This is a genomic window from Azorhizophilus paspali (assembly GCF_043587585.2).
GTDB lineage: Bacteria > Pseudomonadota > Gammaproteobacteria > Pseudomonadales > Pseudomonadaceae > Azotobacter > Azotobacter paspali.
In genome coordinates, this window is the sequence record NZ_CP171449.1 from 1,724,595 (window position 1) to 1,747,212 (window position 22,618).

The following is a 22,618-nucleotide window of genomic DNA, read 5'->3' on the forward strand; positions in this document are numbered from 1 at the left end:
GAGGTCAGCCGGCGACCATCACACGGATTGCCTCCAGGCGCAGGGCCGCCTTGTCGAGCATGGCCAGGCCATCTTCGCGCTGGCGGCGCAAAGCTTCCAGTTCGCTGTCGCGCACGCTCGGGTTGACCGCCCGGAGCGCGGTCAGGCGGGCCAGCTCCTCGTCGAGGCTGGCCGCGAGGCGCTGCCTGGCCTCGGCGACGCGCTCGGCATGGCGCGGCGCGACCTTGGCTTCGGCGGCGTCGATCTGCTTGGCCAGTACGTCGCGCTGAGCCTGCACGAACTTGTTGGCGCTGCCGCGCGGCACGCTTTCCAACTGGTCGTTGAGGGTGTCGAAGGCGACCTTCGGCGCCAAGTCGTTGCCGTTGGCGTCGAGTAGGCAGCGCAGCGCCAGCGGCGGCAGGAAGCGGCCGAGCTGCAGGGTACGCGGTGCCACCACTTCGCTAACGTAGAGCAGTTCGAGCAGCACGGTGCCGGGCTTGAGCGCCTTGTTCTTGATCAGCGCCACTGCGGTGTTGCCCATCGAGCCGGACAGCACCAGGTCCATGCCACCCTGCACCATAGGATGCTCCCAGGTGAGGAACTGCATGTCCTCGCGGGCCAGCGCCTGGGCGCGGTCGTAGGTGACGGTCACCGCCTCGTCGCTGCCCAGCGGGAAGCTGGCGTCGAGCATCTTTTCGCTGGGGCGCAGGATCAGCGCGTTCTCCGAATGGTCCTCGCTGTCGATGCCGAAGGCGTTGAACAGCTCTTCCATATAGATCGGCAGGGCGTACCGGTCGTCCTGTTCGTCGATGGCCTCGACCAGCGCATCGCCTTCGCCGCCGCCGCGGGAGTTGAGTTCCAGCAGGCGGTCGCGGCCAGCGTGCAATTCGCTCTCCAGGCGTTCGCGTTCGGCGCGGGCGGTATCCAGCAGTTCCTGCCATTGGTCGTCGTCGCCACCTTCCAGCAACGGTAGCAGGTGCGGGCCGAACCGGTGCTGCAGGGCATTGCCGGTAGGGCAGGTGGCGAGGAAGGCGTTCAGCGCCTGGTGATACCACTGGAACAGGCGTTCCTGGGCGCTGTTCTCCAGATAGGGCACGTGCAACTGGACGACGTGTTTCTGGCCGATGCGATCGAGGCGGCCGATGCGCTGTTCGAGCAGGTCCGGATGGGTCGGCAGGTCGAACATCACCAGATGGTGGGCGAACTGGAAGTTGCGGCCCTCGCTGCCGATTTCCGAGCAGATCAGCACCTGGGCGCCGAACTCCTCGTCGGCGAACCAGGCTGCCGCGCGGTCGCGTTCGAGGATACTCATGCCCTCGTGGAACACCGTGGCCGGGATGCCGGAGCGCACCCGTAGGGCGTCTTCCAGGTCCAGTGCGGTCTCGGCGTGGGCGCAGATCACCAGCACCTTGACCTTCTTGAGCATCTTCAGGGTGTCGATCAGCCATTCGACGCGTGGGTCGAAGCGCCACCAGCGGTTCTCTTCGCTGTCGTCCTCCTGGCGGGCCTGGAAGCTGACCTCCGGATACAGGTCGGCATGCTCGCCGATCGGCAGTTCCAGATACTCGGCCGGGCTCGGTAGCGGATAGGGGTGCAACTGGCGCTCGGGGAAGCCCTGTACCGCGGCGCGGGTGTTGCGAAACAGCACCCGGCCGGTGCCGTGGCGGTCGAGCAGTTCGCGGGTCAGACGTGCGCCGGCTTGGATATCGCCATCGTTGAGCGCGGTGAGCAGCACCTCGCCCTCGGCGCCGAGAAAGCCGCGGATGACCGCGTGGGCGCGCTCGGAGAGGCGGCCTTCGTCGAGCAGTTCCTGCACCGCCTCGGCGACCGGACGGTAGTTGGCGCTCTCGGCGCGGAAGGCTTCGAGGTCGTGGAAGCGGTCGGGGTCGAGCAGGCGCAGACGGGCGAAGTGGCTCTCCTGGCCGAGCTGTTCGGGAGTGGCGGTGAGCAGCAGTACGCCGGGGATGATCTGAGCGAGTTGCTCGACCAGCGTGTATTCGGCGCTCGGCTGCTCGGGATGCCAAACCAGATGATGCGCCTCGTCCACTACCAAAAGATCCCAGCCGGCGGCGAAGGCGGCGTCTTGGGCGTGCTCGGCGACGGTCAGCCACTCCAGGGAGACCAGCGCCAGTTGGGTGTCCTCGAAGGGATTGCTGGCATCGCTTTCGGCGAAGCGTTCGGCGTCGTACAGCGCCACTTCCAGGTTGAAGCGCCGGCGCATTTCCACCAGCCACTGGTGTTGGAGGTTTTCCGGCACCAGGATCAGCGCCCGGCTGGCGCGGCCGGAAAGCAACTGCCGATGGATGATGAGGCCGGCCTCGATGGTCTTGCCCAAACCCACCTCGTCGGCCAGCAGCACGCGCGGGTTGACGCGGTCGGCGACCTCGCGGGCGATGTGCAACTGGTGGGCGATCGGCTGGGCGCGGGCGCCGGCCAGGCCCCAGAGCGGGGACTGCAGCAGGCTGCTGCGGTGTTCCAGGGTGTGATAGCGCAGGCCGAACCAGGGCAACGGGTCGATCTGCCCGGCAAATAGGCGGTCGCTGGCCAAGCGGAACTGGATGAAGTTGGACAGTTGGGTTTCCGGCAGGCTGCGCCCTTGGTTCTGGGCGTCGAGGCCGTGGTAGATGAGCAGGCCGCCCTGGTCCTCGACCTCGCGGACGATCATCTTCCAGCCGTCGAAGTGGGTGATCTCGTCGCCGGGGGCGAAGCGCACGCGGGTCAGGGGGGCGTTGCGCTGGGCGTACTGGCGGGTTTCACCGGTGGCCGGATAGAGCACTGTGAGCAACCGGCCATCCGCGGTAAGAATGGTTCCGAGCCCGAGTTCCGCCTCGCTGTCGCTGATCCAGCGTTGCCCCGGTTGATATTGCTGCACCATGCCTGTCTCCGCTGTAAAAAAGGCCGGCTATGGTAACGGAATGCCCTGGGTAGATCGACGTCGACTGCCGGCGCATTTGTATGAGAAAGCGTAGTCCTCCACCGGTATAGGATGAACGCCTTGCGATCCGCCGTCTTCGCCATGCCATTATTCGACGCCCCGTTCGATTTGCCCGATGCCAAGCTGCACTACTTGCCCACTTGGCTGGACGGCGCCATCGTCGACCGCTGGCTCGCCCGCCTGCTGGTGGAGACGCCCTGGGAACAGCCGCAGGTGCGGCTGTACGGACGCCTTCATCTTGTGCCGCGACAGGTCGCCTGGTACGGCGATGCCGCCTATGGCTATTCCGGGTTGACCCATCCGCCGCAGTCCTGGACACCGCTCCTGGTGGAGATCCGCGCGGCTCTGGAGGCGCTCGTCGGCCAACCGTTGAATGGCGTGCTGCTCAACCATTACCGCGACGGTCGGGATTCCATGGGCTGGCACAGCGACGACGAGGCCGAGTTGGGACGCGATCCGCTGATCGTTTCGCTTAGCTTGGGCGGCACCCGGCGCTTCGACTTGCGCCGTGTCGGACAAACGCGCATCGGGCATTCGCTGCTGCTCGAACACGGTTCCGTGCTGGTCATGGCCGGCGCGACGCAGCATCATTGGCAGCATCGGGTGGCGAAGACGCGCAAGCCCTGCGCGCCGCGCCTGAATCTGACCTTCCGCCAGGTGCATCCGCAGCCATGAGTTCCGACGATAACCTGATCGATTTCAGCAGCGAGCGCAGCAAGCGCATCCACGACCTGCACGAAAAGCGCTTGAACGACGTGCGCCAGGCTTTCGCACAGGCCCTGCCGCTACCGCCCGGGAAAAAGAAGAAGCCCGCCGGCAAGCCGAAGAAGAAGCGCTGATCCGGCGCGGCCCCAGGCGTTCGATTCTCACTCCCAGGCGGTGGCCCCGGCGATGTGCCGGCCAGCGTGGAAAGATTGTGTGCCTGGTCGTTCCGGCCTGGTCTTCAAATCCGGTGCATCGGCTGCTTGCCGAGGGGCTGGATACCTCCTGTTTCGGCCCCTCGGCCGAGTCACTTTCTCTTGGCGCGCGCAAAGAGAAAGTAACCAAAGAGAAAGCGCGCCCGATCATTCGGCCCCAGCTGCGCCGGGGTTCCCTCGCTCCGGCGCCGCTCCGAGGGTCGTCGCACAAGGGGCGTCCATGCCCCTCGTACGACTCTCGCCGCTTCCCTGCGGCTCGCCCCTCTACGCGACGCCTGCGCTCGGCCTTCTGAACGGGAGTCGGGCTCCGGGTTGCCTGAAAGCGCTTTCGCTCTTGCGGCACGGCTTGTCAGGCAATGCCGGATGCCCCCTTCAGGAGGCCGAGCGGAATCGTTGTGGAAGGGGTCGAGCGGCAAGGATGCCGCGAGAGCCGCAATGGGCCATGGATGACCCTGCGGGACGTGCCCCTGGAGCGGCGATGCAGGGAGGGAACCCGGAGCGAAGCGCAGGGCCGGATGAGGGGGTGGCCTTCTTTGGGGTTACTTTTTCTTGGCCAGGCAAGAAAAAGTGACTCGGCCGGGGAGCCGAAACAGGGACTGTCCGGCTACTCGGCAAGCAGCCATGCCAAGGATCACACAGTCTTTCCAGTCCGGTATCGGAAAGACATTTCATGCGATTGCCCTGGAAATCCTGCGCCTGAAGCCGGCTACCCGCGTCGCCGATTTCAAAGTGATTCTCGCCGCCGCCGAGCTGGGCGCAAGCGCGGTGCTGGTGGCCAGCAACGACTCCGACGAGGCGCGGCAGACCGATAACTTCGCCATTCTGTGCGATCTGGCGGCCGGTTTCGGCTTCGATCCGCACCTGGAGTTCATGCTTTGGACCGACGCCCGCGACCTGACCCAGGCCATGCGCATCGTCGACAATGCCGGACGCGCCAACGGCTGCGTGCCGGTCGACGCCTTCCATTTCGACCGCTCGGCTTCGCGCCTGGAGGATCTGGCCCGGTTCGACTCAGCATGCATCCATTACGCGCAGTTGTGCGACGTAGACGGGCCGCGCCCGGACGACATGGACGAGATCCTGCGCCAGGCGCGCAACGAGCGGCGCTTCCCCGGCAACGGCGATTGCGATCTGCCCGGCCTGCTGCGCACCTTGCCGGCGCACCTGCCGTTCAGCCTGGAAATCCCCACCTGGCAGTTGCTCGAGCGGGGTGTCGGAGCCCCCGAGCGCGCCCGGCCCGCCATCGACAGGCCGGCCTCCTGCTGGCGCAGCTCTGAGAAGGGCAAAGGCACGGCCCCGAGCCGCAGGAGCATCGCCGCGATCGTCCTGCAACGGTTCGCGCAGCCGTTCGTTCCATATATGTCTATCGCCGAAAGGCATAATCCGTCGAGTCGTGTCATTTTCGTGCAATTGGCTTTTCCTGAACTATTTCGCCTCGACAATGGCCAACCAGTGGCAAAGTTGCTTGTGGATAGTATGTCGATGAAGATTTCATTACTCCGGAGATTCTTGAAATAAATCCATGCGGATGTCGCAAATTTGTTCCCGGAAACTTCGAACAGGCTGGAGGCCGCGCCAGCCGCGACTTCCAGCCGCACCTGGATTGATCCATGTCAGCTCTTTTTCATGCTGTTTGCCAACTATTGAGCAATATTGACTTCGATCAATTTTTCCAGACGTTATTACAGTTACCTTGAGTCCATCGAAGAGAGCGGTGAAGAGTGCCAGCCATGTTAGTCGACGAAATAGTAGTGGCGGGGACGGCAGTCGCGGGGTTGATATTCGTTTTCACCAGTGGGATCGGTTATTTCATCTGGAAGGACACAGGGAAATACAAATAACGAAGTCCTTCGGATTTCAGAGCACGCAAGGCACTTTCGGGCGACGTTAGTCGCCTTTTTTTTGTTCGATTTTTTCTCTTTCCGCTAGTGGGGCGGGCGTGTCGGCGATGCTGTCCCAAGGCGCCGTCCGCGCGGTCGCCGATTCGCCGGCCGCAGGAAGGGCGCCGAGGCGATTCAGCGATGGCGTTCGATCCGTGCTGGTGTGCGGCGCATCAGGATCTCCCCGTGGCGGATCGATACCAGCGCGTGGCCTTGGCTGCGCAACATCTCGTAGTCGTTGGCCGCCGAAAGGATCAGGAGGTTGGCCGGCCGCCCGACTTCCAAGCCGTAGCGCTCGCCCAGGTGCAGGGCCTTGGCACTGTGCTCGGTGATCAGATCGAGGGCGCGCTGCAGGTCGGCGTAGCCGAGCATGTGGCAAATATGCAGGCCGGCCTCGAGGATGCGCAGGATGTTGCCATTGCCCAGTGGATACCAGGGATCGACGATAGAGTCCTGGCCGAAGCAGACGTTCAGCCCGGCGCGGTCCAGTTCGGCGACCCGGGTCAGGCCGCGGCGCTTGGGAAAGGTGTCGAAGCGCCCCTGCAGGTGGATGCTCTCGGTGGGACAGGAGACGAAGTTGATCCGCGACAGCTTCAGCAGGCGGAACAGCTTGGAGCAGTAGGCGTTGTCCCATGAGCCCATGGCCGTGGTGTGACTGGCGGTGACCCGCTCGCCCATGTCGCGCACCCGTACCTCCTCGGCGAGCACTTCGAGAAAGCGCGACTGCGGATCGTCGGTTTCGTCGCAGTGCACGTCGACCAGGCAGCCGGTGCGCTCGGCCAGGTCCATGAGGAATTTGATCGAGCCGACGCCCTGCTCGCGGGTGTTCTCGAAATGCGGGATACCGCCGACCACGTCGGCGCCCAGGGCGATGGCCTCGGTCATCAGCTCGCGGCCGCCCTTGTAGGACTCGATGCCTTCCTGGGGAAAGGCGACGATCTGCAGGTCGATCAGGTGACGGGTTTCCTCGCGCACCTCCAGCATCGCCTTGAGCGCGGCCAGCGTCGGGTCGGTGACGTCGACGTGGGTGCGTACGTGCTGGATGCCGTGCTCGACCAGCATGTCGATGGCCTTCTTCGCCCGGGTCTTGATGTCCTCGTGGGTGACCAGCGCCTTGCGCTCGGACCAGCGCTCGATGCCTTCGAACAGGGTGCCGCTCATGTTCCACGCCGGCTCGCCGGCGGTAAGGGTGGCGTCCAGGTGGATGTGCGGTTCGACGAAGGGCGGTACCACCAGGTTGCCAGCGGCGTCCAGCTCGTCGCCGCTGGCTTCGGCAGGCGCCGGTTGTGCGGCTATGGCGGCGATGCGCGCGCCGTCCAGTTCGATGCGCTGGAGGCCTTCGCGGCCGCGCAGGCGGGCGTTGACGATCTTCATGGCGAAGCTTCCTTCTGCTGTGCAAAGATGGCCGCCGGTCCGGCGGGCCGGATCATTCAAGCAGGTGGCATCGTATCTGGCGAGGGGCGGGGAGGCGGCCCCGCGCGTGATGCGGTCGGGAGGAGAGGGTCAGCCGATGCTGATCGTCGGCAGGCGGGTCAGTTCGACGGTCTGCTGGCGGCGCGGAGCGAGGATTTCCGCCTCGCCGTCGACCACCAGTTCGTCGCGCTGGTTGTAGACGCGAGTGGCGATGCGCACGCGGAACTTCGGCAGCTTTTCGAGGATTTCCAGACGCACGGTGAGGGTGTCGCCGAGCTTCACCGCACGGGTGAACTGCATGGTCTGGCCCAGGTAGATAGTGCCTGGGCCAGGCATGGTGCAGGCCACCGCGGCGCTGATCAGCGCGCCGCTGAACATGCCGTGAGCGATGCGCTCCTTGTACGGGGTGCGGGCGGCGAACTCGGGGTCCAGGTGTACCGGGTTGTGGTCGCCGGAGAGGGCGGCGAACAGTTGGATGTCCTTTTCCTCCACGGTCTTGCTATAGCTGGCCTTCTGGCCGACTTCGAGATCGCCATAGGGGACGTTGGTAACCTGGCTCATGCAGTTTCCTTGGTATTCATCTATAGGAGGAAAGGAGTCCCCATCGGGGCGATGGGTGCAAGAAGATTGGGATCGGTTGCACAAAACCCGCATTGTAGTGCCGGGCGCCGGGGTTTTCACGGAAAGAGCACCAATTCGTACGCGACTCGGCCCCGCGGAAAATGCCCGTCCGGCGGGCGAGAGGCACGGTTTGCGGGCCTTCCGGGGGAGCGGCCGGGCCTGTTACCCTCGGCCCGCCCGTCTGTCCGCGGACAATAAGAACTCAACTTGCGCCAAAGTACGGAGTAGTAGCTGCATGATCGAGAATTTCTGGAAGGACAAGTATTCCGCCGGCCTGGTCGGCGAAATCGATCCCGATCCGTACCCCAACATTCCCGCCGTGCTGAAAGCCTCCTGCCAGCGCTTCGCCGACCGGCCGGCCTTCAGCAACCTCGGCCGGACCCTGAGCTACGGCGAGCTATACGAACTGTCCGGCACATTCGCCGCCTTCTTGCAGGGACTGGAGGGCGTGCAGGTGGGTGACCGCATCGCCGTGCAACTGCCCAACCTACTGCAGTATCCGGTGGCGGTGTTCGGTGCCCTGCGCGCCGGGCTGGTGGTGGTCAATACCAATCCGCTGTACACCGCCCGGGAGATGCTGCACCAGTTCAACGATTCCGGGGCCAAGGTGCTCGTCTGCCTGGCCAACAAGGCGCATTTGGTCGAGGAGGTTCTGCCGCGGACCGGTATCCGCCATGTGCTGGTCACCGAGGTCGGCGACCTGCTGCCACCGTTCAGGCGCGTGCTGGTCAACGCCGTGGTGCGCCACCTCAAGCGCATGGTGCCGGCTTACCACCTGCCGCAGGCGCTGAAGTTCACCGAGGCCTTGAGCCGGGGCCGCGAACGGACGCTGTGCGAGGTCGCGGCGGCGCCCGACGATATCGCCGTGCTGCAGTACACCGGCGGCACCACCGGCACGCCCAAGGGGGCCATGCTCACCCAGCGCAATCTGGTGGCCAACATGCTGCAATGCCGGGCGCTGGTCACCAGCGTCTTGGGCGAGGGCTGCGAGACCCTGGTCGCACCGCTGCCGCTTTACCACATCTACGCCTTCACCCTGCACTGCATGGCGATGATGCTGATGGGCAACCACAACCTGTTGATCACCGATCCGCGCGACCTGCCGGGCATGGTCCGCGTGTTGAAGAAGTGGAGGTTCAGCGGCTTCGTCGGTCTTAACACCCTGTTCGCCGCGCTGTGCCATGACGAGGGTTTCCGCCGCCTGGACTTCTCCGCGCTGAAGCTGACCCTGTCCGGCGGCATGGCTCTGCAGCAGGCCACCGCCGAGTGCTGGAAAGGCCTCACCGGCTGCGAAGTTCTCGAAGGCTATGGCCTCACCGAGGCCAGCCCGGTGATTTCCGGTAACCCCTATGGCCACATCCGCCCCGGCACCATCGGCATGCCACTGGCCTCGACCCTGTGCAAGGTAGTCGACGAACAGGGCAGGGAGGTGCCGTCCGGCAGCAGCGGCGAACTCTGGGTGAAGGGGCCGCAGGTGATGAAGGGCTACTGGCAAAACCCCGGAGCTACCGCCGAAGTGCTCGATGCCGACGGCTGGCTGCGTACCGGCGACATCGCGGTGATCGAACCCGACGGCTACCTACGCATCGTCGACCGCAAGAAAGACATGATTCTGGTGTCCGGTTTCAACGTCTATCCGAACGAGCTGGAAGAAGTGCTCGCCGCCCTGCCGGGAGTGCTGCAGTGCGCCGCCATCGGCGTGCCCGACGAGCGCACCGGCGAGGCGATCAAGCTCTTCGTGGTGCCCAGGCCCGGTTCGGGCCTGACCGAGGAGCGGGTGCTGCGCCACATGCACGACAACCTCACCGGCTACAAGCGGCCGAAATACGTCGAATTCCGCGACCGCCTGCCGACCAGCAACGTCGGCAAGATCCTACGCCGCGAACTGCGCGACGGCGCGCCGGGGCAGGCGGCCGGCGTGGAGCATGCCGGCTCCTGAGGCGCGCGTCGTCCGCTATTGGTTCAGGTCGTCCTCCAGATTGATGCCTGTCCTGAGGAAAACACCTGAAGGCAGCAACTGGCTGATGAAGCGGTTCCAGCGGGTGATGCCGGCGGCGCCGACGTACACCACGTCCTGGGGCTCGACGTGGAAATGCGCGGCCAGCACCAGGGCGGCCGGCGACTTGGCGTCCAACTGGAAGACCTGGGCGGTTTCCCGTTCGACATCGCCCACCCCGCGTATCACGTAGACGGCCTGCGGATCGGAGGTTTCCTGGCGCAGGCCCCTGACCAGGCCGATCACTTCGGTCAGGGTCATGCTGCGGCTTCTGAAGGACAGCGGGCCGGGCGAGACGACCTCGCCTAGGACAAAGATCCGCCGGCTGTCGTTGCTGGGCAGGTGCAACTGGTCGCCGTCCTTCAGGTAGATGCGGTCGAGTTCCGCGCCGCCGCGGTTCAGGGTGTCGAGGTCGAGGCGGTATTCCCGGCCGTTACGCTTGAGGATCAGCCTGGCGATGTCGGCTCCCGCGGCCACGCCGGCCTGGCCGATGGCCTCCAGCAACGACAGGGGGATGGTCGTCAGGGGTTGCGAGCCGGTCTTGCCGAAGGCTCCGGTGAGAATCACCCGGCGGCCGCCGAAACGGTTCACGCCGACATCCACCTGCGGATTCTTGATATAGCGGGCCAGGCGCCCGGCGATGTCGTTGCGCAATCGCTCGATGGTCAGGCCGGCGGCTTGGATCTCGCCGATATAGGGGTAGAACAGGCGGCCGTCGGGGCGCACCGGGCGGCCGCTGGCTTCGGGCGACTGCTGCACGCCGGCCGGGTTGGTCAGTTCCGGATGATCCCAGACGGTGATATTGAGCACGTCGCCGACGCCGATCAGATAGGGGCCGGGGGTGTAGCCGATCAGCTCGGGCGGCAATTTCTCGACGACGCGGCTGGCTTCCTGGGTCGCCACCAGTCGGGTAGTGATGGGCACCAGCTCGAAGCGCGGGCTTTCCGGCGGGCCCTTGTCGCGGAGTTCGGAGGTGTCGAGGTACGGGCCGGGGGAGAACATGCAGCCCTGGAGAAGGGCGGCTGCCAGAGCGAGGATGCGTGCACGGCGCGCTGCCGCGCTGCCGCTGTACGGGACGGACAAGGCGAATCCCTCCATGGGCCTTTGGGGCGCTGGAATGACGATCCGTTTTCAGGCGATCGACGGGGAGCCGGAAGCGTTTACCGATGGCCAGGGCGCCAATGGGGGGGCCTGTGGCGGACGGCGCCGGCGGTGCGGGCTGACGGAGGGCTTGGGGCCGGTGCGATTGTCTTGTCGGAGCCGGCCCGGCCGGGCTTGCTCGGCAACGTGAGCGGAAGGAATGCTTTCATGCTTCAAGCTCCATCTCGGGAAAAGGAGAACCCTTCACACAACATGGGCTATCAAAGGCTAGGTTGTGTCGCTGCCGGCAGCCAAGCGGCGAGATGATTTTCTCCCGGCGGCTGGATAGGCGTGCGCCCGTAATGCGGTCGATGTCTTCAGAGTGCGCGTTCGGGCCGGGTTGTTTCATCGATTCCGGAATGCTCGCGATCATCGGTGATGCTGTCGCTGCGCGGCATGGACCGATGAGGGCCGCGGGTATCCGCTACATGCGAACGGTCTTTCTGAGAGCGTCTCTTAGGGCACGTAGCTCGGGAAACACGGAAAACAGGATGTGCTTGGCTTTGCCGCGTTCCACCTTGGTTCTTGCGAACAGCATCACCAATTTGCTTCGCATGTGCAGGGGGAGCCTGCCCGCATGGGTCAATTGGCATGCATTCAGGGCACTAAGGAGGGTGAGCTGGACGAATTGGTTCAAGGCCGCCGCCGTTTCGCTGTCCGTTGCGGTCGGTTTGAGTTTTAAAAGTTCCTGCGCGACCACGAGATAGCCCTTCACATGTTTTTCCTGTTTCTTCTGCGTCATGATCGATTCGGGGCGGACGCGCCTGTTGTAAAGCTTGTCTGGAATGCAGGTGACCCTGGCCCGTTCCCTTTCGAGAAGAAGCCTGGTCGTGAACAGGTTGTCCTCATGCACTATCTTCGGGGGGAAGCGCAGATCTTCGAATTCCTTTCGCCGGTACATGTAGAGATAGGGCGGCACCAGATAGCTTTTAAGTTTTATCGACCGGCTGAAAAATGTGTGCGCCGGAATGCAGGTGCCATGCAAGCTTGCGACCCTTTCGCCTCTGAAGCTCTTTTTCAGACCCTCGTCCACCCCATCGAAAAATACGTTCGCCGCGAAAAAGACCACATCGGCCTGCTGGGTTCTGAATATTTCCATGCAGGTGGATACGGCATGCCTCTCCAGGAAGTCGTCGCTGTCCAGGAACAGGATGTAGTCGCCGGTCGCGATTTCCAGCCCGGTGTTCCTAGCGACCGAGACGCCCTGGTTGTCGATGCGTTCGAGGATCATGTTTTCGTGTCTGGCGCAAAAATCCTCGAGTATCGACGGGCTGGCATCGGTGGAGCCATCGTCGATGGCGATGATCTCGAAGTTGTCGTAGTCCTGCCGGGCGGCGGACTCCAGACAGGCCGCGAGATAATTCTCCACGTTGTAGACGGGGATTACGATGCTGACTTTTTCAGGGCTCATAGTGTCTCGCTCGTGCCGGCTGTGATGGTTTCTTATAAGATTCCCTCATGGTTTTCCAAAAAGCGGGATCTTCTTTCTTTGGGGATTTTCCGTGATCATCGATAGTTCTGGGAATATATAGGGGAGGGCCTTTTTTATTTCTCTTGGCCTGGGTTTCGTTCTCGCGAACAAAAGCACGATCTTTTTTCTCACCGAATAGGGAAGTCTGTCCTGGCAGGCCTCCCTGCATGAAAGGGCCGCATTGATCAGCATATTGCGGATGAACTTGTTCAGGGCCGCTCCGGGTTCGCTGTCCTCCTTGGCAGCCTGGAGTTTCAGAAGTTCCTCGGCGACGACGAGGTAGCCGGTTACATGCTTTTCCTGTTTGTCCTGGGTCATGATCGAGTCGGGCCGGACACGCCTGTTGTAGAGCCGGTCAGGGATGCATTTGGCCGTGATCGTCTTGTTTTCGAGAAGCATCCGGGTGGTGAACAGATTGTCTTCGTGCAGGATGCCGGGATGGAATCTTATATTGTCGAAACTGTTTCTCCTGTAGGCGTACAGGCAGGCCGAGGCCAAATAGTTTCTGAGCCTTATCGATTCGCTGAAGAAAGTGTCGGCGGGCAAACGCTTGTTTTGCAAGTCCAGGGCTCTTTCGCACAGAAATTTCTTGCTCAGGGACTCGTCGATACCGTCGAAGAATATATTTCCTGCAAAGAAAACCATATCTATCTCGCGTGACCCGAGGTGTTTCACGCAGGTGGAAACGGTATGTCTCTCCAGGAAGTCGTCGCTGTCCAGGAACAGGATGTAGTCGCCGGTCGCGATTTCCAGCCCGGTGTTCCTGGCGACCGATAGACCCTGGTTTCTTATATTCTTGACAACGATCCTTTCGTGCCTGGCGCGAAAGTGTTCGAGTATTGCCGGGCTGGCGTCGGTGGAGCCATCGTCGATGGCGATGATCTCTAGGTTGTCGTAGTCCTGCCGGACGGCCGATTCCAGACACTGTGCAAGGTAGGGTTCCACGTTGTAGACGGGAATGATGATGCTGACCTTTTCCGGAGCCATAGTGTTTTCCTCGTGCCGCGAGGGCAAAAATAGCGGAGGCGCCTGCCTGGCCGGTTCGGGGAAGCGGAGAACGGTACCCGTCGTGGCAAATCGGCAACGTAAGCCACGCGGACCGTTTCCGGTACGGATCGATGGGGCATCCCGGCAGGCTCACAGGGAGGCCTTGTCGGTTTCCTTGAAATAGTTCTTGACCCGCTTGAAGGACTTGTCGTTGTTGCAGACCGGGATGCCTATCTGGCCGAGCGTGTTGATCTTGAACTTGTTCAGGGCCTTGCCGATGAGGTTGTTGGAGACGAGGGTGTTCTGTCTTTCCAGGCCGTGCTCGTGCTTGATGAAGAGTATTTCGCGCATCGCTTCGGGGCAGGCCAGCACTGGGGTTCTGGAGCGGGCGATGATTTCGCTGATCCAGAAGTCGTCGCTCTTCGGGCAGACGGTCAGGTAATCCCGGTTGTTCAAGAAGTCTTCCTTGATGTGTTTCCTCTTGAGGATCACACCGCCGACGCCGGTGATCAGGTAGTCGCTGTCCAGCTCGATTTCCTGCTGTGATATCGGCCAGAGCATGTAGGTCTTGTGATAGCCGAAGAAGTTGCGCTTGCTGATCCTGACGCGCGAGGCCACGATCTTTTCCTCGCGATGTTCGCGAAATTTGCTGGTCAGCAGCTTGAGCCAGTTTTCCTTGTAGATGGTGTCATCGTCGGCGTAGACGATGATCTGGTCGTCGGAGGCCTCGGCGAGAGCCGGGAACAGCTTTCTGTAAGGGCCGGTATTGGCGGTCCATCTGAACTCCACGAGGTTCCTTATCCTGTTCAGGTCCCGGACCCAACCCGGCTCCCTGTCTATCCCCTGGTCTATCAGGTAGGCCTCTTTCGAAACCCAGATGACGATCTTGAAAGGAAGGCTCGACTGGTTCAGCAGCGACCACACGGTTTGCGAACACAGGTGCAACCGGTTGCAGGTGGTGGTGATGTTTACGCTGAGGTTGCTCATCTGTTGTGTTGCTCTCGTCCGGTCAATGTGCTTTCGGCGGGTGGTGGAGCGCTCCGGTCCCGGCGACGGCCGATGGCGCCGCCAGGACGCAGGGCGCGCGGGTGTTTTTTATGCCGGCCGGCGTCAGGGTTTTTCGCCGTTGGCTCTAACGTCCCGCGCGACCGCGAGGTGCATCCAGGTGGGAACGGCGTGGCAGGCGGCCGGCTGTTCCGGCAGGGGACGCTCGAGGATTTCCCTGCTCGGCCGGTAGCCGCTGACGGTGCGTTGCAGCAACTCGCGGATGCGCGGGAAATCGTCGGCTTCGAGCGCCCCGGCCAGGGCTTCGAGGCGCGGCTTCAGCTCCCGCCAAGGCAGGTGCTCCTCGTGGGCGCGCATGATCCGGCTGTGGCTGGTCGGCGTCGCACCGTCGCCGATCAGCAGTTCCTCGTAGAGCTTCTCGCCGGGACGCAGGCCGACGAAGCGGATTTCGATGTCGCCGTCCGGGTTGGTCTTGGTGCGCAGCGACAGGCCGGACAAGTGCACCATCTTCTCCGCCAAGTCGAGGATCTTCACCGGCTCGCCCATGTCCAGCACGAAGACGTCGCCGCCTTCGCCCATGGCGCCGGCCTGGATCACCAGTTGCGCCGCCTCGGGAATGGTCATGAAATAGCGGGTGATTTCCGGGTGGGTAACGGTGACCGGCCCACCGTTGCGGATCTGTTCGCGAAACAGCGGAATCACCGAGCCGGACGAACCCAGCACGTTGCCGAAGCGGACCATGGTGAAACGGGTGCGGTTGGGCTGCGGCGACAGGCCGGGCTCGTCGAACAGCTCCACCTCGCGCTCCCCGGAGAAGGCTTGCAGCACCATCTCGGCCAGGCGCTTGCTGCTGCCCATTACATTGGTGGGGCGCACCGCCTTGTCGGTCGAGATCAGCACGAAGCTGCGCACTCCGCTGCGTATCGCCGCCTGTGCGGCGCGCAGGGTGCCAAAAGTGTTGTTGAGCACTCCTTCGCCAATGTTCACTTCGACCAGCGGTACGTGCTTGTAGGCCGCGGCGTGATAGAGCGTGTCGACCCGCCAATGGCGCAGCGTGTCGAGCAGACGGCTGCCGTGGCGGACCGAGCCGAGGACGGGGACCAGGCGCAAGCCTGGGGCTTCCCGGCAGATTCTGCGCTCCAGTTCGTTGTGGATGCTGTACAGGTTGTACTCCGAGTGCTCGAAGAGGATCAGCGTGGCCGGTCCGTTGGCGAGGATCTGCCGGCACAGTTCCGCGCCGATCGAGCCGCCGGCACCGGTCACCATCACCACCTGGCCGCGGATGCAGCGCTCCTGCAATTCGGGCCGCAGGGGCAGCGCATCGCGGCCGAGCAGGTCGGCGATGTCCACTTCATGCAGGTCGTTCACCGTGAGGCGCCCGCAAGCCAGCTTGGCGATGCTCGGCATCGAGTACACCGGCAGCGAGTGGGCTTGCAGCATTTCGAGTATCCTGCGCCGGCGGCCGCGGCTGGCCGAGGGGATCGCCAGGACGATCTCCGTGGCGCCGGTTTCCCCGAGCATTCGCTCCAACTGGTCGGGGGCGTAGACCGGCAGGCCGGCGATCGTGCGGCCGGCCAGATGCGCATCGTCGTCGATGAAGGCCACCGGACGCAGCGCGTGCCCCATGAGCAGGGCGTGGGCGAGCTGGTTGCCGGCCGAGCCCGCGCCGTAGATGGCCACCCGTGGCGGGCCGCTCTCCGGGCGCCGAAAAGATAGCTCGCGCAGGTTGAACCAGTCGCCGGTGAAATACTGGCGCATGGCGATGCGCAGGCCGCCGATCGACAACAGGCTCAGCCCCCAGTAGTTGAAGATAACCGAGCGCGGGATCGGCGGGTTCGTCTTGCCGTGGAGGAGGATGACCAAGGCCAGCAGCAGCGCCGACAGGGTGACCGCCTGGGCGATGCTCAGCAAAGCCTCGTTGCCCAGGTACCGCATGACCGCCCGGTACATGCCCAGGCGCACGAAGATCGGCAGGGCGATGGCCGGGGCGGCGGCGAACAGCCAGGCGTGGTCGCCGAAAGGTTCGATCGGGGTCATGTCTTCGAGGCGGATGTAGAGTGCTAGCCAGAGCGCTAGGCAGACGAGCAGGATGTCGACGCCGACCTGGATAAGCCGCTTCTGGGTATGGGAAAGATCCAGCAGGCGTTGGCGGAGGGGTTGCGAAGATTTCTTGTGTGGCGATTTCATCGGACGATGAGCCTCCTCTGCAACATGGCATCCGCCGTCGAGGTCGGAATGCGGAGGTGGTATTCGGTCCCTGAGTGCGTGAAACCGTCCTGGATGGGCGAAAACGGCGACGATCATGGTGGGTGGGCGAAAGCCTCCGGATGGCGGGCGCCGAAGGAGCGCCGGAAGGTCTCGGCGTGGAGGCGATATCGCGCTCCGGCTGTTCCGTGCAGCGATGGCTGCGGGGCGAATGTCCGGGCGCGCCCGACGAATGCCGGTGTCGGGAAAACGGGGAAGGTCATCGGCAAGGTCTCCGGAGGCGGGAATGAAAGGGCGCCGACCGCTTCAGTGCGCCGCCTCGTCCATCACCGCGCTTAGCGCGGCGCAGGTGCGCTCGATTTCGCGGACGCCTAGAGTGGGATGGACGAGGAACATTAGGCTGGTTTCGCCCAGCTCGCGGGCCACCGGCAGGCGTTCGGCGGGACGCCAGGGCGTGCCCTCGAAGGCCCGCTCCAGGTACAGCTCGGCGCAACTGCCCGAGAAGCAGGGCACGCCGCGCGCGGCGATCGCCTCAAGGATGCGTTCGCGGCTCCAGCCGCTCTTCAGCCGGGAAGGCTCGATGAACAGGTAGCATTTGTAGGCGGCGTGTTCGATGTCCGCCGGCGGTCGCGGCACGCGCAGTCCCGGCAATTGCCGCGCGCGGCGCCAAATGCGCTCGGCGTTGGCCAGCCGCCTGGCGTGCCAGTCGGGCAGCCGGCGCAACTGGATGCGCCCGAGCGCCGCCTGCATCTCGGTCATCCGCGCGTTGCCGCCGAAGCTCTCGTGCAGCCAGCGAAAGCCCGGCGGGTGGCGGCGCGCATGGACTGCCTCCCAGCTCTTGCCGTGGTCCTTGAGCGACCACATTCGCGACCACAGCGCCCGGTCGTCGGTGGTGAGCATGCCGCCTTCGCCGCCGGTGCTGACGATCTTGTCCTGGCAGAACGACCAGGCGCCGACATGCCCGATGCCGCCGACCGAGCGGCCCCGGTAACGCGCGCCATGGGCTTGGGCGCAGTCCTCGATCACCTTGAGCCCGCGCGCCTCGGCCAGCGCCATGATCGGCTCCATGTCGCAGGGCCAGCCGGCCAGGTGCACGCAGAGCAGCGCTCGGGTACGCGGCGTCAGCACCGCGCGGATGGTTTCGGCGGTGACGTTCTGCGAGTCGCGGTCGATGTCGGCGAACACCGGCGTGGCGCCGGCGTTGACGATGCAGGCGGCCGAGGCGAAGAAGCTGCGCGGCGTCACCACCACCTCGTCGCCGGGACCGATCCCCAGGCCCCTGAGCGCCAGATCGAGGGCCACGCTGCCGTTGGCCAAGGCGATGGCGTAGGCGCAGCCGCTCCAGGCGGCGAACTCCTCCTCGAAGGCGTGGCACTCCTGGCCGGTCCAGTAGTTGACCCGGTTGGAGAGGAGCACCCGGCGCACGGCGTCGGCTTCTTCCTCGGTGAAACAGGGCCAGGGGGGGAAGGGGCTGTCCAGCATCTGGGTGAGCCTCCGAGGCATTGGCGATGGTGTTCGATGGGTACGCTGGCGTGTCGCGCGGGTGGGGGCGCCGTGATGGCTCCGCTTTGTGGCGGAGTATTGCTGCAAAATCCTCGGACTATCTTTCCGCGAACGCTTCATGGGGGCATGGCGAGCGTTCGTCTGTCGTCGGGAGCGAGTTCGTGTCGCTACCCATGCCTTGCGGTGGCGGGAGCCAATTCATCCGCGATGTTCCGGCTCGGTCGCCCCGGCCGGTTCGGGGCGGCCGGGCTCGGGATAGCGGTCCTGTGAAACGCCTGTCGGGGATCGGACGGGAAAGATTGTGTGCCTGGTCCGTTCCGGCCTGGTCTTCAAATTCGGCCCCCCGGCCGAGTCACTTTTTCTTGCCTGGCCAAGAAAAAGTAACCCAAAAGAAGGCCACCCTTTCATCCGGCCCTGCGCTTCGCTCCGGGTTCCCTCGCTCCATCGTCGCTCCAGGGGCTCGCCGCGAAGGGCCATCCATGGCCCATCGCGGCTCTCGCGGCATCCTTGCCGCTCGACCCCTTCCACGACGATTCCGCTCGGCCTCCTGAAGGGGGCATCCGGCATTGCCTGACAAGCCGTGCCACAAGAGCGAAAGCGCTTTCAGGCAACCCGGAGCCCGACTCCCGTTCAGAAGGCCGAGCGCAGGCGTCGCGTAGAGGGGCGAGCCGCAGGGAGGCGGCGAGAGTCGTACGAGGGGCATAGATGCCCCTTGTGCGACGACCCTCGGAGCGGCGCCGGAGCGAGGGAAGCCCGGCGTAGCCGGGGCCGAATGACCGGGCGCGCTTTCTCTTTGGTTACTTTCTCTTTGCGCGCGCCAAGAGAAAGTGACTCGGCCGGGCGCCGAAACAGGGACTGTCCGGCCCCTCGGTAAGTAGCTTATGCACTGAATCTGAAGACCAGGCCGGAACGCCCCGACACATAACCTTTCCAGTCCAGCTTCACCCCTCGCAGCCTCACGCAATGCTTCGACTCCGTCGCCCTCAGCGGTTCAGACAGATCGGCCGAGCCGGCACGCCGATCACCGTGGTGCCGTCCGGCACGTCGCCCACCACCGCCGCTCCGGCGCCGACCATCACCCGCCGGCCGAGGCGCAGCGACTGGCGCACGCTGGCGCCGATGCCGATCCAGCTCAGATCGCCGATCTGCACGCCACCGGCCAGATGTGCGCCGGGGCTGACGTGGACCGCCTCGCCCAGCCGGCAATCGTGATCGACGCTGCAGCCGGTGTTGAGAATGGTGCCCGGACCGATCCGGGCGTCGATGTTCAGCACCGCGCCGGCGAACACCACCGAGCCTTCGCCCAGCCGGGCATAGGTGCTGACCGTGGCCGCCGGATGGACCAGGGTCGCCAGCGGTGCCCCGGCGTCGCGCAGGCGGCGCAGCCGGTCCTGGCGGATGCGGTTGTCGCCGATCGCCACCAGCACCCCGTCGAAACCGGAGAGGGCGTCGAACAGCATCGCGCTATTGCCGATCACCACCCAGGGACCGTTGTGCTGGCGCTTGGGCCAGGCATCGTCGAAGAACACCAGCGAGCGCCAACCGCAGCGTTCGGCGGTATCCGCCACCACCTTGCCGTGACCGCTGGCACCGAGGATGGCCAGTCTTCTCATGGTTCGTTCCCGGTGAAACGGGCCATGGTCGCCTCACCCTCGGCACTGATGCCCTCGCGCGCCAGCACCCGCTTCAGGGTCAGCAGGAGAATGCGCAGGTCGAGGCGAAACGTGCGGTGTTCCACGTACCAGACATCCAGGCGGAATTTCTCTTCCCAACTTAGAGCATTGCGGCCGTTGACCTGGGCCCAGCCGGTGATGCCGGGGCGGACCGCGTGGCGGTGGGCCTGTTCCGGGCTGTAGAGCGGTAGGTAATCCATCAGCAACGGGCGCGGGCCGACCAGGCTCATGTCGCCCTTGAGGACGTTCCACAGCTCCGGCAACTCGTCCAGGCTGCTGGCGCGCAGGAAGCGGCCGAACGGCGTCAGGCGTTCGGCATCGGGCAGCGGCGCGCCCCGTTCGTCCAGCGCCTCGCGCATGCTGCGGAACTTAAGCAGTTCGAACGGCCGACCGTGCAGGCCGGGGCGCATTTGGCGGAACAGCACCGGCGTGCCGATCCGCCGGTGCACCAGCCAGGCCAGCGCCAACAGCAGCGGGGCGAGCAGCAGCAGGGCGACGGCGGCGACGAAAAGATCGAAGGAGCGTTTGAGCATCAGAGACCCATCTCCTGCAGCAGGCGGGCGTTGATCCGCTGCACATCATATTTCTCCTCGGCCAGTTGCCGCGAGCGGGCGCCCATGCGCACGGCCAGCGCCGGTTCCTCGACGAAGCGCTGCATGGCCCAGACCAACTCGTCCACCGCCTTCACCGGCACGCGAAAGCCGTTGTCGCCGTCCACCACCGTCTCGCGGCAGCCGGGGGCGTCGGTGGTGATCACCGCGCGGCCCATGGCCATGGCCTCCAGCACTGTGCGCGGCGTGCCCTCGCGGTAGGAGGGCAAGACGTACACGCTGCAGGCGGCGATCGCCGGGCGCACGTCGTCTAGGCGGCCGAGATAGTGCAGCGTGCCGTCGGCCAGCCAGCCGTCCAGTTCCGCCTGGCCGATGGCGTCGGGGTTATCGTCGATCCAGCCGACTAGGCTGAACAGCGCCGCCGGGCAGCGGTTCTTCACCTGGCGCGCCGCCGCGGCGTATTCGCGCACGCCCTTGTCGCCCAGCAGCCGGGCGATCAGCAAAAAGTGCGGTCGCGCCGGCACGGGCGCGACGGGGTATTCGAGCAGGTCCACGCCGGAGCCGTTGATGACGCAGGAAGGTGTCGCCGGACCAAGGATGCCCTGGCCGCGGAACAGGGCCTGGTCGTCCGGGTTCTGGAAGAACACCTTGTGGGTTCGCCGCAGCGCCAGTGCGTAGAGGCGCGGCAGCAGGGCGTGCAGTAGGCCGCGGGCGCCGCCGTCCCCCGCCTCGCCGAGGAAGGCGTAGCCCAGCCCGGTGATCAGCGCGAAGCGTCGCGGCACCCCGGCCCAGGCGGCGGCCAGCGAACCGTAGATCACCGGCTTGGCGGTGTAGCCGAGAACATGAGTCGGGCGGATGCGCCGCTTCAGCCGCCACAGGTGCAGCAGGGTGGCGCAGTCCTGCAGCGGATTCATGCCGGTGCGCCGCAGGGGAATGTCGTGCACCCGCAGGCCGCGCGCCTCCAGGCGCTGGCGCAGGGGGCAGCCGGGCGCCAACTGCGGCGCCGCCACGTGCACCTCCAGGCCGTGGGCGAGCAGGGCTTCGAGCAGCGGGCCGCGAAACGACAGGAGCGAGTCGGGGAAGCCGGCGACGAGCAGGAAGATCATGGTTCGCGCCTCTGTCCGGGATGGATGCCGTAGCGCTGTTGGATCTGCATGACCGGCGTCGCCGGCGGCGACGGGCTGGCCGGGCGTACCTGCCGGCGCAGCGTGCCGAGCGCCGAGAGGAACAGGAGGATCAGCATGGGGGTGAACATCCATTTCTGGCGCAAGGCGATCCCCAGGTTGGCCGTGGTCATGGCCAGCATCGGCCAGGCGACTAGAGCGTAGCTCCAGAGGAACAGGCGGTTCTCCGCGTAGCGCCGGCCGGGCGGGCGGCGCAGCATGGCGTGTCCGCCCATGACGAACAGGTAGAGCAGGATCAGGTTGTCGAGGGCGGCGGCCATGGCGAAGATGCTGAACGCCTCGAACGGCAGCGGGCGAAACAGGTAGGTGAACAGTTGCATCGGCAGGCTCATGGTGGAAATGTCCACCGCGCCGCTGCCCTTCATGTTGTGCTCCTGGCGGCCTTCCACGTAGTTCATCAGGGCATCGGTATCGGTGCCCTTCACCCCGGCGTACTCCAGCCCGAAGGGCACCAGGGCGGCGGCCATGGCGATGGCGACGCTGCCCAGCAGCACCCGCCTGGCCAGGGAGGTGCCAGGGTGCAGCAGCAGGGCCAGGCTCAGGCCCATGACCAGCATGCCGGCCATGTGTGGGCGGACCAGCAACAGGATGGCGACGGCGATCCCGACCAGTGGGGTGCGCCGCTGCAGGTCCAGCGCCGCCCACAGGGTGAGGCCGGTGGCCAGGAAGGACGGAGCGTCCTTGCCGATGCCCGAGGTCCAGAAACTCACCGAAGGCAGGAACACGATGAGGGTGGCCAGGCTGCGGTAGACGCGCCTCTTGCCGAGGGTGACGACGCGCAGGCTGGCGTCGAAGGCCAGCAGGCCAAGACTGCCGAACAGGTTGTAGACCAGGAAGGTGCCGAGCAGGGACAGTCCCAGGTACTCGATCAGCAGGCGGGTCAGGTAGACGATGCCGTAGGTGCCGACCTGGAACTCGCTTTCGGCGTGGTTCACCGCCATGCGGTAGTAACCGATGGCGTCGCCGCCGTAGGTCAGGGTGTACCAGGCATAGACCAGGCAGAACAGGGTGTGCCAGGCGTAGAGCGCCAGGCCGCGGCCGCTGCCGGTGCGGAAGTGGCGGCCGGCCCAGGTGACCAGGAGCGCGCCGGCGAGAAACACCAGGATGGCGTCGACCAATTGCCAGGCGGAGGAAACCAGGGGCATGGGGCGTCTCCCG

The 22,618-nt window shown here is 64.9% G+C and carries 18 protein-coding genes and 1 pseudogene; 5 read left to right on the top strand and 14 right to left on the bottom strand.

Going from position 1 to position 22,618, the window contains the following annotated elements; all coding sequences use genetic code 11:
* Window positions 1-4: 4 nt before the first annotated feature.
* Entirely contained in the window at window positions 5-2,854 is a 2,850-nt protein-coding gene (rapA, locus tag ACGI6K_RS08630; RefSeq protein WP_376947879.1) for an RNA polymerase-associated protein RapA, read from the bottom strand.
* 141 nt (window positions 2,855-2,995) lie between these two features.
* On the opposite strand from rapA, the gene ACGI6K_RS08635 reads away from it, so the two are divergent.
* The 4 genes and pseudogenes from ACGI6K_RS08635 (at window position 2,996) to ccoM (ending at window position 5,672) form a co-directional block, all read left to right on the top strand.
* Window positions 2,996-3,589, top strand: coding sequence for an alpha-ketoglutarate-dependent dioxygenase AlkB family protein (locus ACGI6K_RS08635; RefSeq protein WP_376947928.1), 594 nt, complete (start codon window positions 2,996-2,998; stop codon window positions 3,587-3,589).
* Window positions 3,586-3,753 carry a hypothetical protein gene (locus tag ACGI6K_RS08640; RefSeq protein WP_012701577.1) on the top strand — a complete coding sequence of 56 codons (168 nt, stop codon included), beginning with the start codon at window positions 3,586-3,588 and terminating at the stop codon, window positions 3,751-3,753. Before ACGI6K_RS08635 ends, ACGI6K_RS08640 begins: the two co-directional genes overlap by 4 nt.
* A 663-nt stretch (window positions 3,754-4,416) precedes the next feature.
* A pseudogene (locus tag ACGI6K_RS08645) lies at window positions 4,417-5,082 on the top strand (sugar phosphate isomerase/epimerase family protein); the annotation flags it as partial.
* A 479-nt stretch (window positions 5,083-5,561) separates the two neighbouring features.
* Window positions 5,562-5,672, top strand: coding sequence for a cytochrome c oxidase subunit CcoM (ccoM, locus tag ACGI6K_RS08650; protein WP_376947206.1), 111 nt, complete (start codon window positions 5,562-5,564; stop codon window positions 5,670-5,672).
* 174 nt (window positions 5,673-5,846) lie between these two features.
* Here the strand turns inward: ccoM and codA are convergent, their stop codons facing one another.
* Together codA and ACGI6K_RS08660 are read right to left on the bottom strand one after the other, a co-directional pair.
* Complete coding sequence (gene codA, locus ACGI6K_RS08655; protein WP_376947204.1) at window positions 5,847-7,085, bottom strand: cytosine deaminase; 1,239 nt, start codon at window positions 7,083-7,085, stop codon at window positions 5,847-5,849.
* A gap of 129 nt (window positions 7,086-7,214) precedes the next feature.
* A complete protein-coding gene (locus tag ACGI6K_RS08660) occupies window positions 7,215-7,685 on the bottom strand; it encodes a MaoC family dehydratase (RefSeq protein WP_376947202.1) in 471 nt (156 codons plus the stop codon).
* Window positions 7,686-7,980: 295 nt separating this feature from the next.
* Here ACGI6K_RS08660 and ACGI6K_RS08665 point away from each other — a divergent pair, with 295 nt between their 5' ends.
* Entirely contained in the window at window positions 7,981-9,684 is a 1,704-nt protein-coding gene (locus ACGI6K_RS08665; RefSeq protein WP_376947200.1) for a long-chain fatty acid--CoA ligase, read from the top strand.
* Window positions 9,685-9,699: 15 nt separating this feature from the next.
* On the opposite strand, the gene ACGI6K_RS08670 is transcribed toward ACGI6K_RS08665, so the two are convergent.
* From ACGI6K_RS08670 to ACGI6K_RS08720, 11 genes are all read right to left on the bottom strand, one after another.
* A complete protein-coding gene (locus tag ACGI6K_RS08670; protein WP_376947198.1) occupies window positions 9,700-10,839 on the bottom strand; it encodes a polysaccharide biosynthesis/export family protein in 1,140 nt (379 codons plus the stop codon).
* Window positions 10,840-11,047: 208 nt separating this feature from the next.
* The gene (locus ACGI6K_RS08675) at window positions 11,048-11,254 is read right to left on the bottom strand and encodes a hypothetical protein (RefSeq protein WP_376947196.1); all 207 of its coding nucleotides are present in this window, start codon (window positions 11,252-11,254) and stop codon (window positions 11,048-11,050) included.
* A gap of 51 nt (window positions 11,255-11,305) precedes the next feature.
* Window positions 11,306-12,292, bottom strand: coding sequence for a glycosyltransferase (locus tag ACGI6K_RS08680; protein WP_376947194.1), 987 nt, complete (start codon window positions 12,290-12,292; stop codon window positions 11,306-11,308).
* Window positions 12,293-12,337: 45 nt separating this feature from the next.
* Window positions 12,338-13,339, bottom strand: a complete 1,002-nt coding sequence (locus ACGI6K_RS08685) for a glycosyltransferase family 2 protein (RefSeq protein ID WP_376947192.1) — start codon at window positions 13,337-13,339, stop codon at window positions 12,338-12,340.
* A gap of 150 nt (window positions 13,340-13,489) precedes the next feature.
* Window positions 13,490-14,326, bottom strand: coding sequence for a glycosyltransferase (locus tag ACGI6K_RS08690; RefSeq protein WP_376947190.1), 837 nt, complete (start codon window positions 14,324-14,326; stop codon window positions 13,490-13,492).
* A 123-nt stretch (window positions 14,327-14,449) separates the two neighbouring features.
* A complete protein-coding gene (locus ACGI6K_RS08695; RefSeq protein ID WP_376947188.1) occupies window positions 14,450-16,531 on the bottom strand; it encodes a polysaccharide biosynthesis protein in 2,082 nt (693 codons plus the stop codon).
* 324 nt (window positions 16,532-16,855) lie between these two features.
* Complete coding sequence (locus ACGI6K_RS08700; protein ID WP_376947186.1) at window positions 16,856-18,031, bottom strand: DegT/DnrJ/EryC1/StrS family aminotransferase; 1,176 nt, start codon at window positions 18,029-18,031, stop codon at window positions 16,856-16,858.
* A 1,004-nt stretch (window positions 18,032-19,035) separates the two neighbouring features.
* A complete protein-coding gene (locus tag ACGI6K_RS08705) occupies window positions 19,036-19,665 on the bottom strand; it encodes an acetyltransferase (RefSeq protein ID WP_376946697.1) in 630 nt (209 codons plus the stop codon).
* Entirely contained in the window at window positions 19,662-20,258 is a 597-nt protein-coding gene (locus ACGI6K_RS08710) for a sugar transferase (RefSeq protein WP_376946694.1), read from the bottom strand. The genes ACGI6K_RS08705 and ACGI6K_RS08710 overlap by 4 nt, the downstream gene beginning before the upstream one ends.
* Window positions 20,258-21,382, bottom strand: a complete 1,125-nt coding sequence (locus ACGI6K_RS08715) for a glycosyltransferase family 4 protein (RefSeq protein ID WP_376946691.1) — start codon at window positions 21,380-21,382, stop codon at window positions 20,258-20,260. Before ACGI6K_RS08715 ends, ACGI6K_RS08710 begins: the two co-directional genes overlap by 1 nt.
* Window positions 21,379-22,605 (bottom strand): hypothetical protein, encoded by a 1,227-nt coding sequence (locus ACGI6K_RS08720; protein ID WP_376946688.1) that lies wholly within the window; start codon window positions 22,603-22,605, stop codon window positions 21,379-21,381. Before ACGI6K_RS08720 ends, ACGI6K_RS08715 begins: the two co-directional genes overlap by 4 nt.
* Window positions 22,606-22,618 lie beyond the last annotated feature (13 nt).

Bases quoted from the DNA above. Each gene is read 5' to 3' on its own strand.
- ACGI6K_RS08710 (WP_376946694.1), bottom strand. From the start codon at position 20,258: ATGCTCAAACGCTCCTTCGATCTTTTCGTCGCCGCCGTCGCCCTGCTG.
- ACGI6K_RS08705 (WP_376946697.1), bottom strand. From the start codon at position 19,665: ATGAGAAGACTGGCCATCCTCGGTGCCAGCGGTCACGGCAAGGTGGTG.
- ACGI6K_RS08695 (WP_376947188.1), bottom strand. From the start codon at position 16,531: ATGAAATCGCCACACAAGAAATCTTCGCAACCCCTCCGCCAACGCCTG.
- ACGI6K_RS08715 (WP_376946691.1), bottom strand. From the start codon at position 21,382: ATGATCTTCCTGCTCGTCGCCGGCTTCCCCGACTCGCTCCTGTCGTTT.
- ACGI6K_RS08635 (WP_376947928.1), top strand. From the start codon at position 2,996: ATGCCATTATTCGACGCCCCGTTCGATTTGCCCGATGCCAAGCTGCAC.
- ACGI6K_RS08685 (WP_376947192.1), bottom strand. From the start codon at position 13,339: ATGGCTCCGGAAAAGGTCAGCATCATCATTCCCGTCTACAACGTGGAA.
- ACGI6K_RS08660 (WP_376947202.1), bottom strand. From the start codon at position 7,685: ATGAGCCAGGTTACCAACGTCCCCTATGGCGATCTCGAAGTCGGCCAG.
- ACGI6K_RS08720 (WP_376946688.1), bottom strand. From the start codon at position 22,605: ATGCCCCTGGTTTCCTCCGCCTGGCAATTGGTCGACGCCATCCTGGTG.
- ACGI6K_RS08670 (WP_376947198.1), bottom strand. From the start codon at position 10,839: ATGGAGGGATTCGCCTTGTCCGTCCCGTACAGCGGCAGCGCGGCAGCG.
- ACGI6K_RS08665 (WP_376947200.1), top strand. From the start codon at position 7,981: ATGATCGAGAATTTCTGGAAGGACAAGTATTCCGCCGGCCTGGTCGGC.
- codA (WP_376947204.1), bottom strand. From the start codon at position 7,085: ATGAAGATCGTCAACGCCCGCCTGCGCGGCCGCGAAGGCCTCCAGCGC.
- ACGI6K_RS08700 (WP_376947186.1), bottom strand. From the start codon at position 18,031: ATGCTGGACAGCCCCTTCCCCCCCTGGCCCTGTTTCACCGAGGAAGAA.
- ACGI6K_RS08640 (WP_012701577.1), top strand. From the start codon at position 3,586: ATGAGTTCCGACGATAACCTGATCGATTTCAGCAGCGAGCGCAGCAAG.
- ACGI6K_RS08690 (WP_376947190.1), bottom strand. From the start codon at position 14,326: ATGAGCAACCTCAGCGTAAACATCACCACCACCTGCAACCGGTTGCAC.
- ccoM (WP_376947206.1), top strand. From the start codon at position 5,562: ATGTTAGTCGACGAAATAGTAGTGGCGGGGACGGCAGTCGCGGGGTTG.
- ACGI6K_RS08680 (WP_376947194.1), bottom strand. From the start codon at position 12,292: ATGAGCCCTGAAAAAGTCAGCATCGTAATCCCCGTCTACAACGTGGAG.
- ACGI6K_RS08675 (WP_376947196.1), bottom strand. From the start codon at position 11,254: ATGATCGCGAGCATTCCGGAATCGATGAAACAACCCGGCCCGAACGCG.
- rapA (WP_376947879.1), bottom strand. From the start codon at position 2,854: ATGGTGCAGCAATATCAACCGGGGCAACGCTGGATCAGCGACAGCGAG.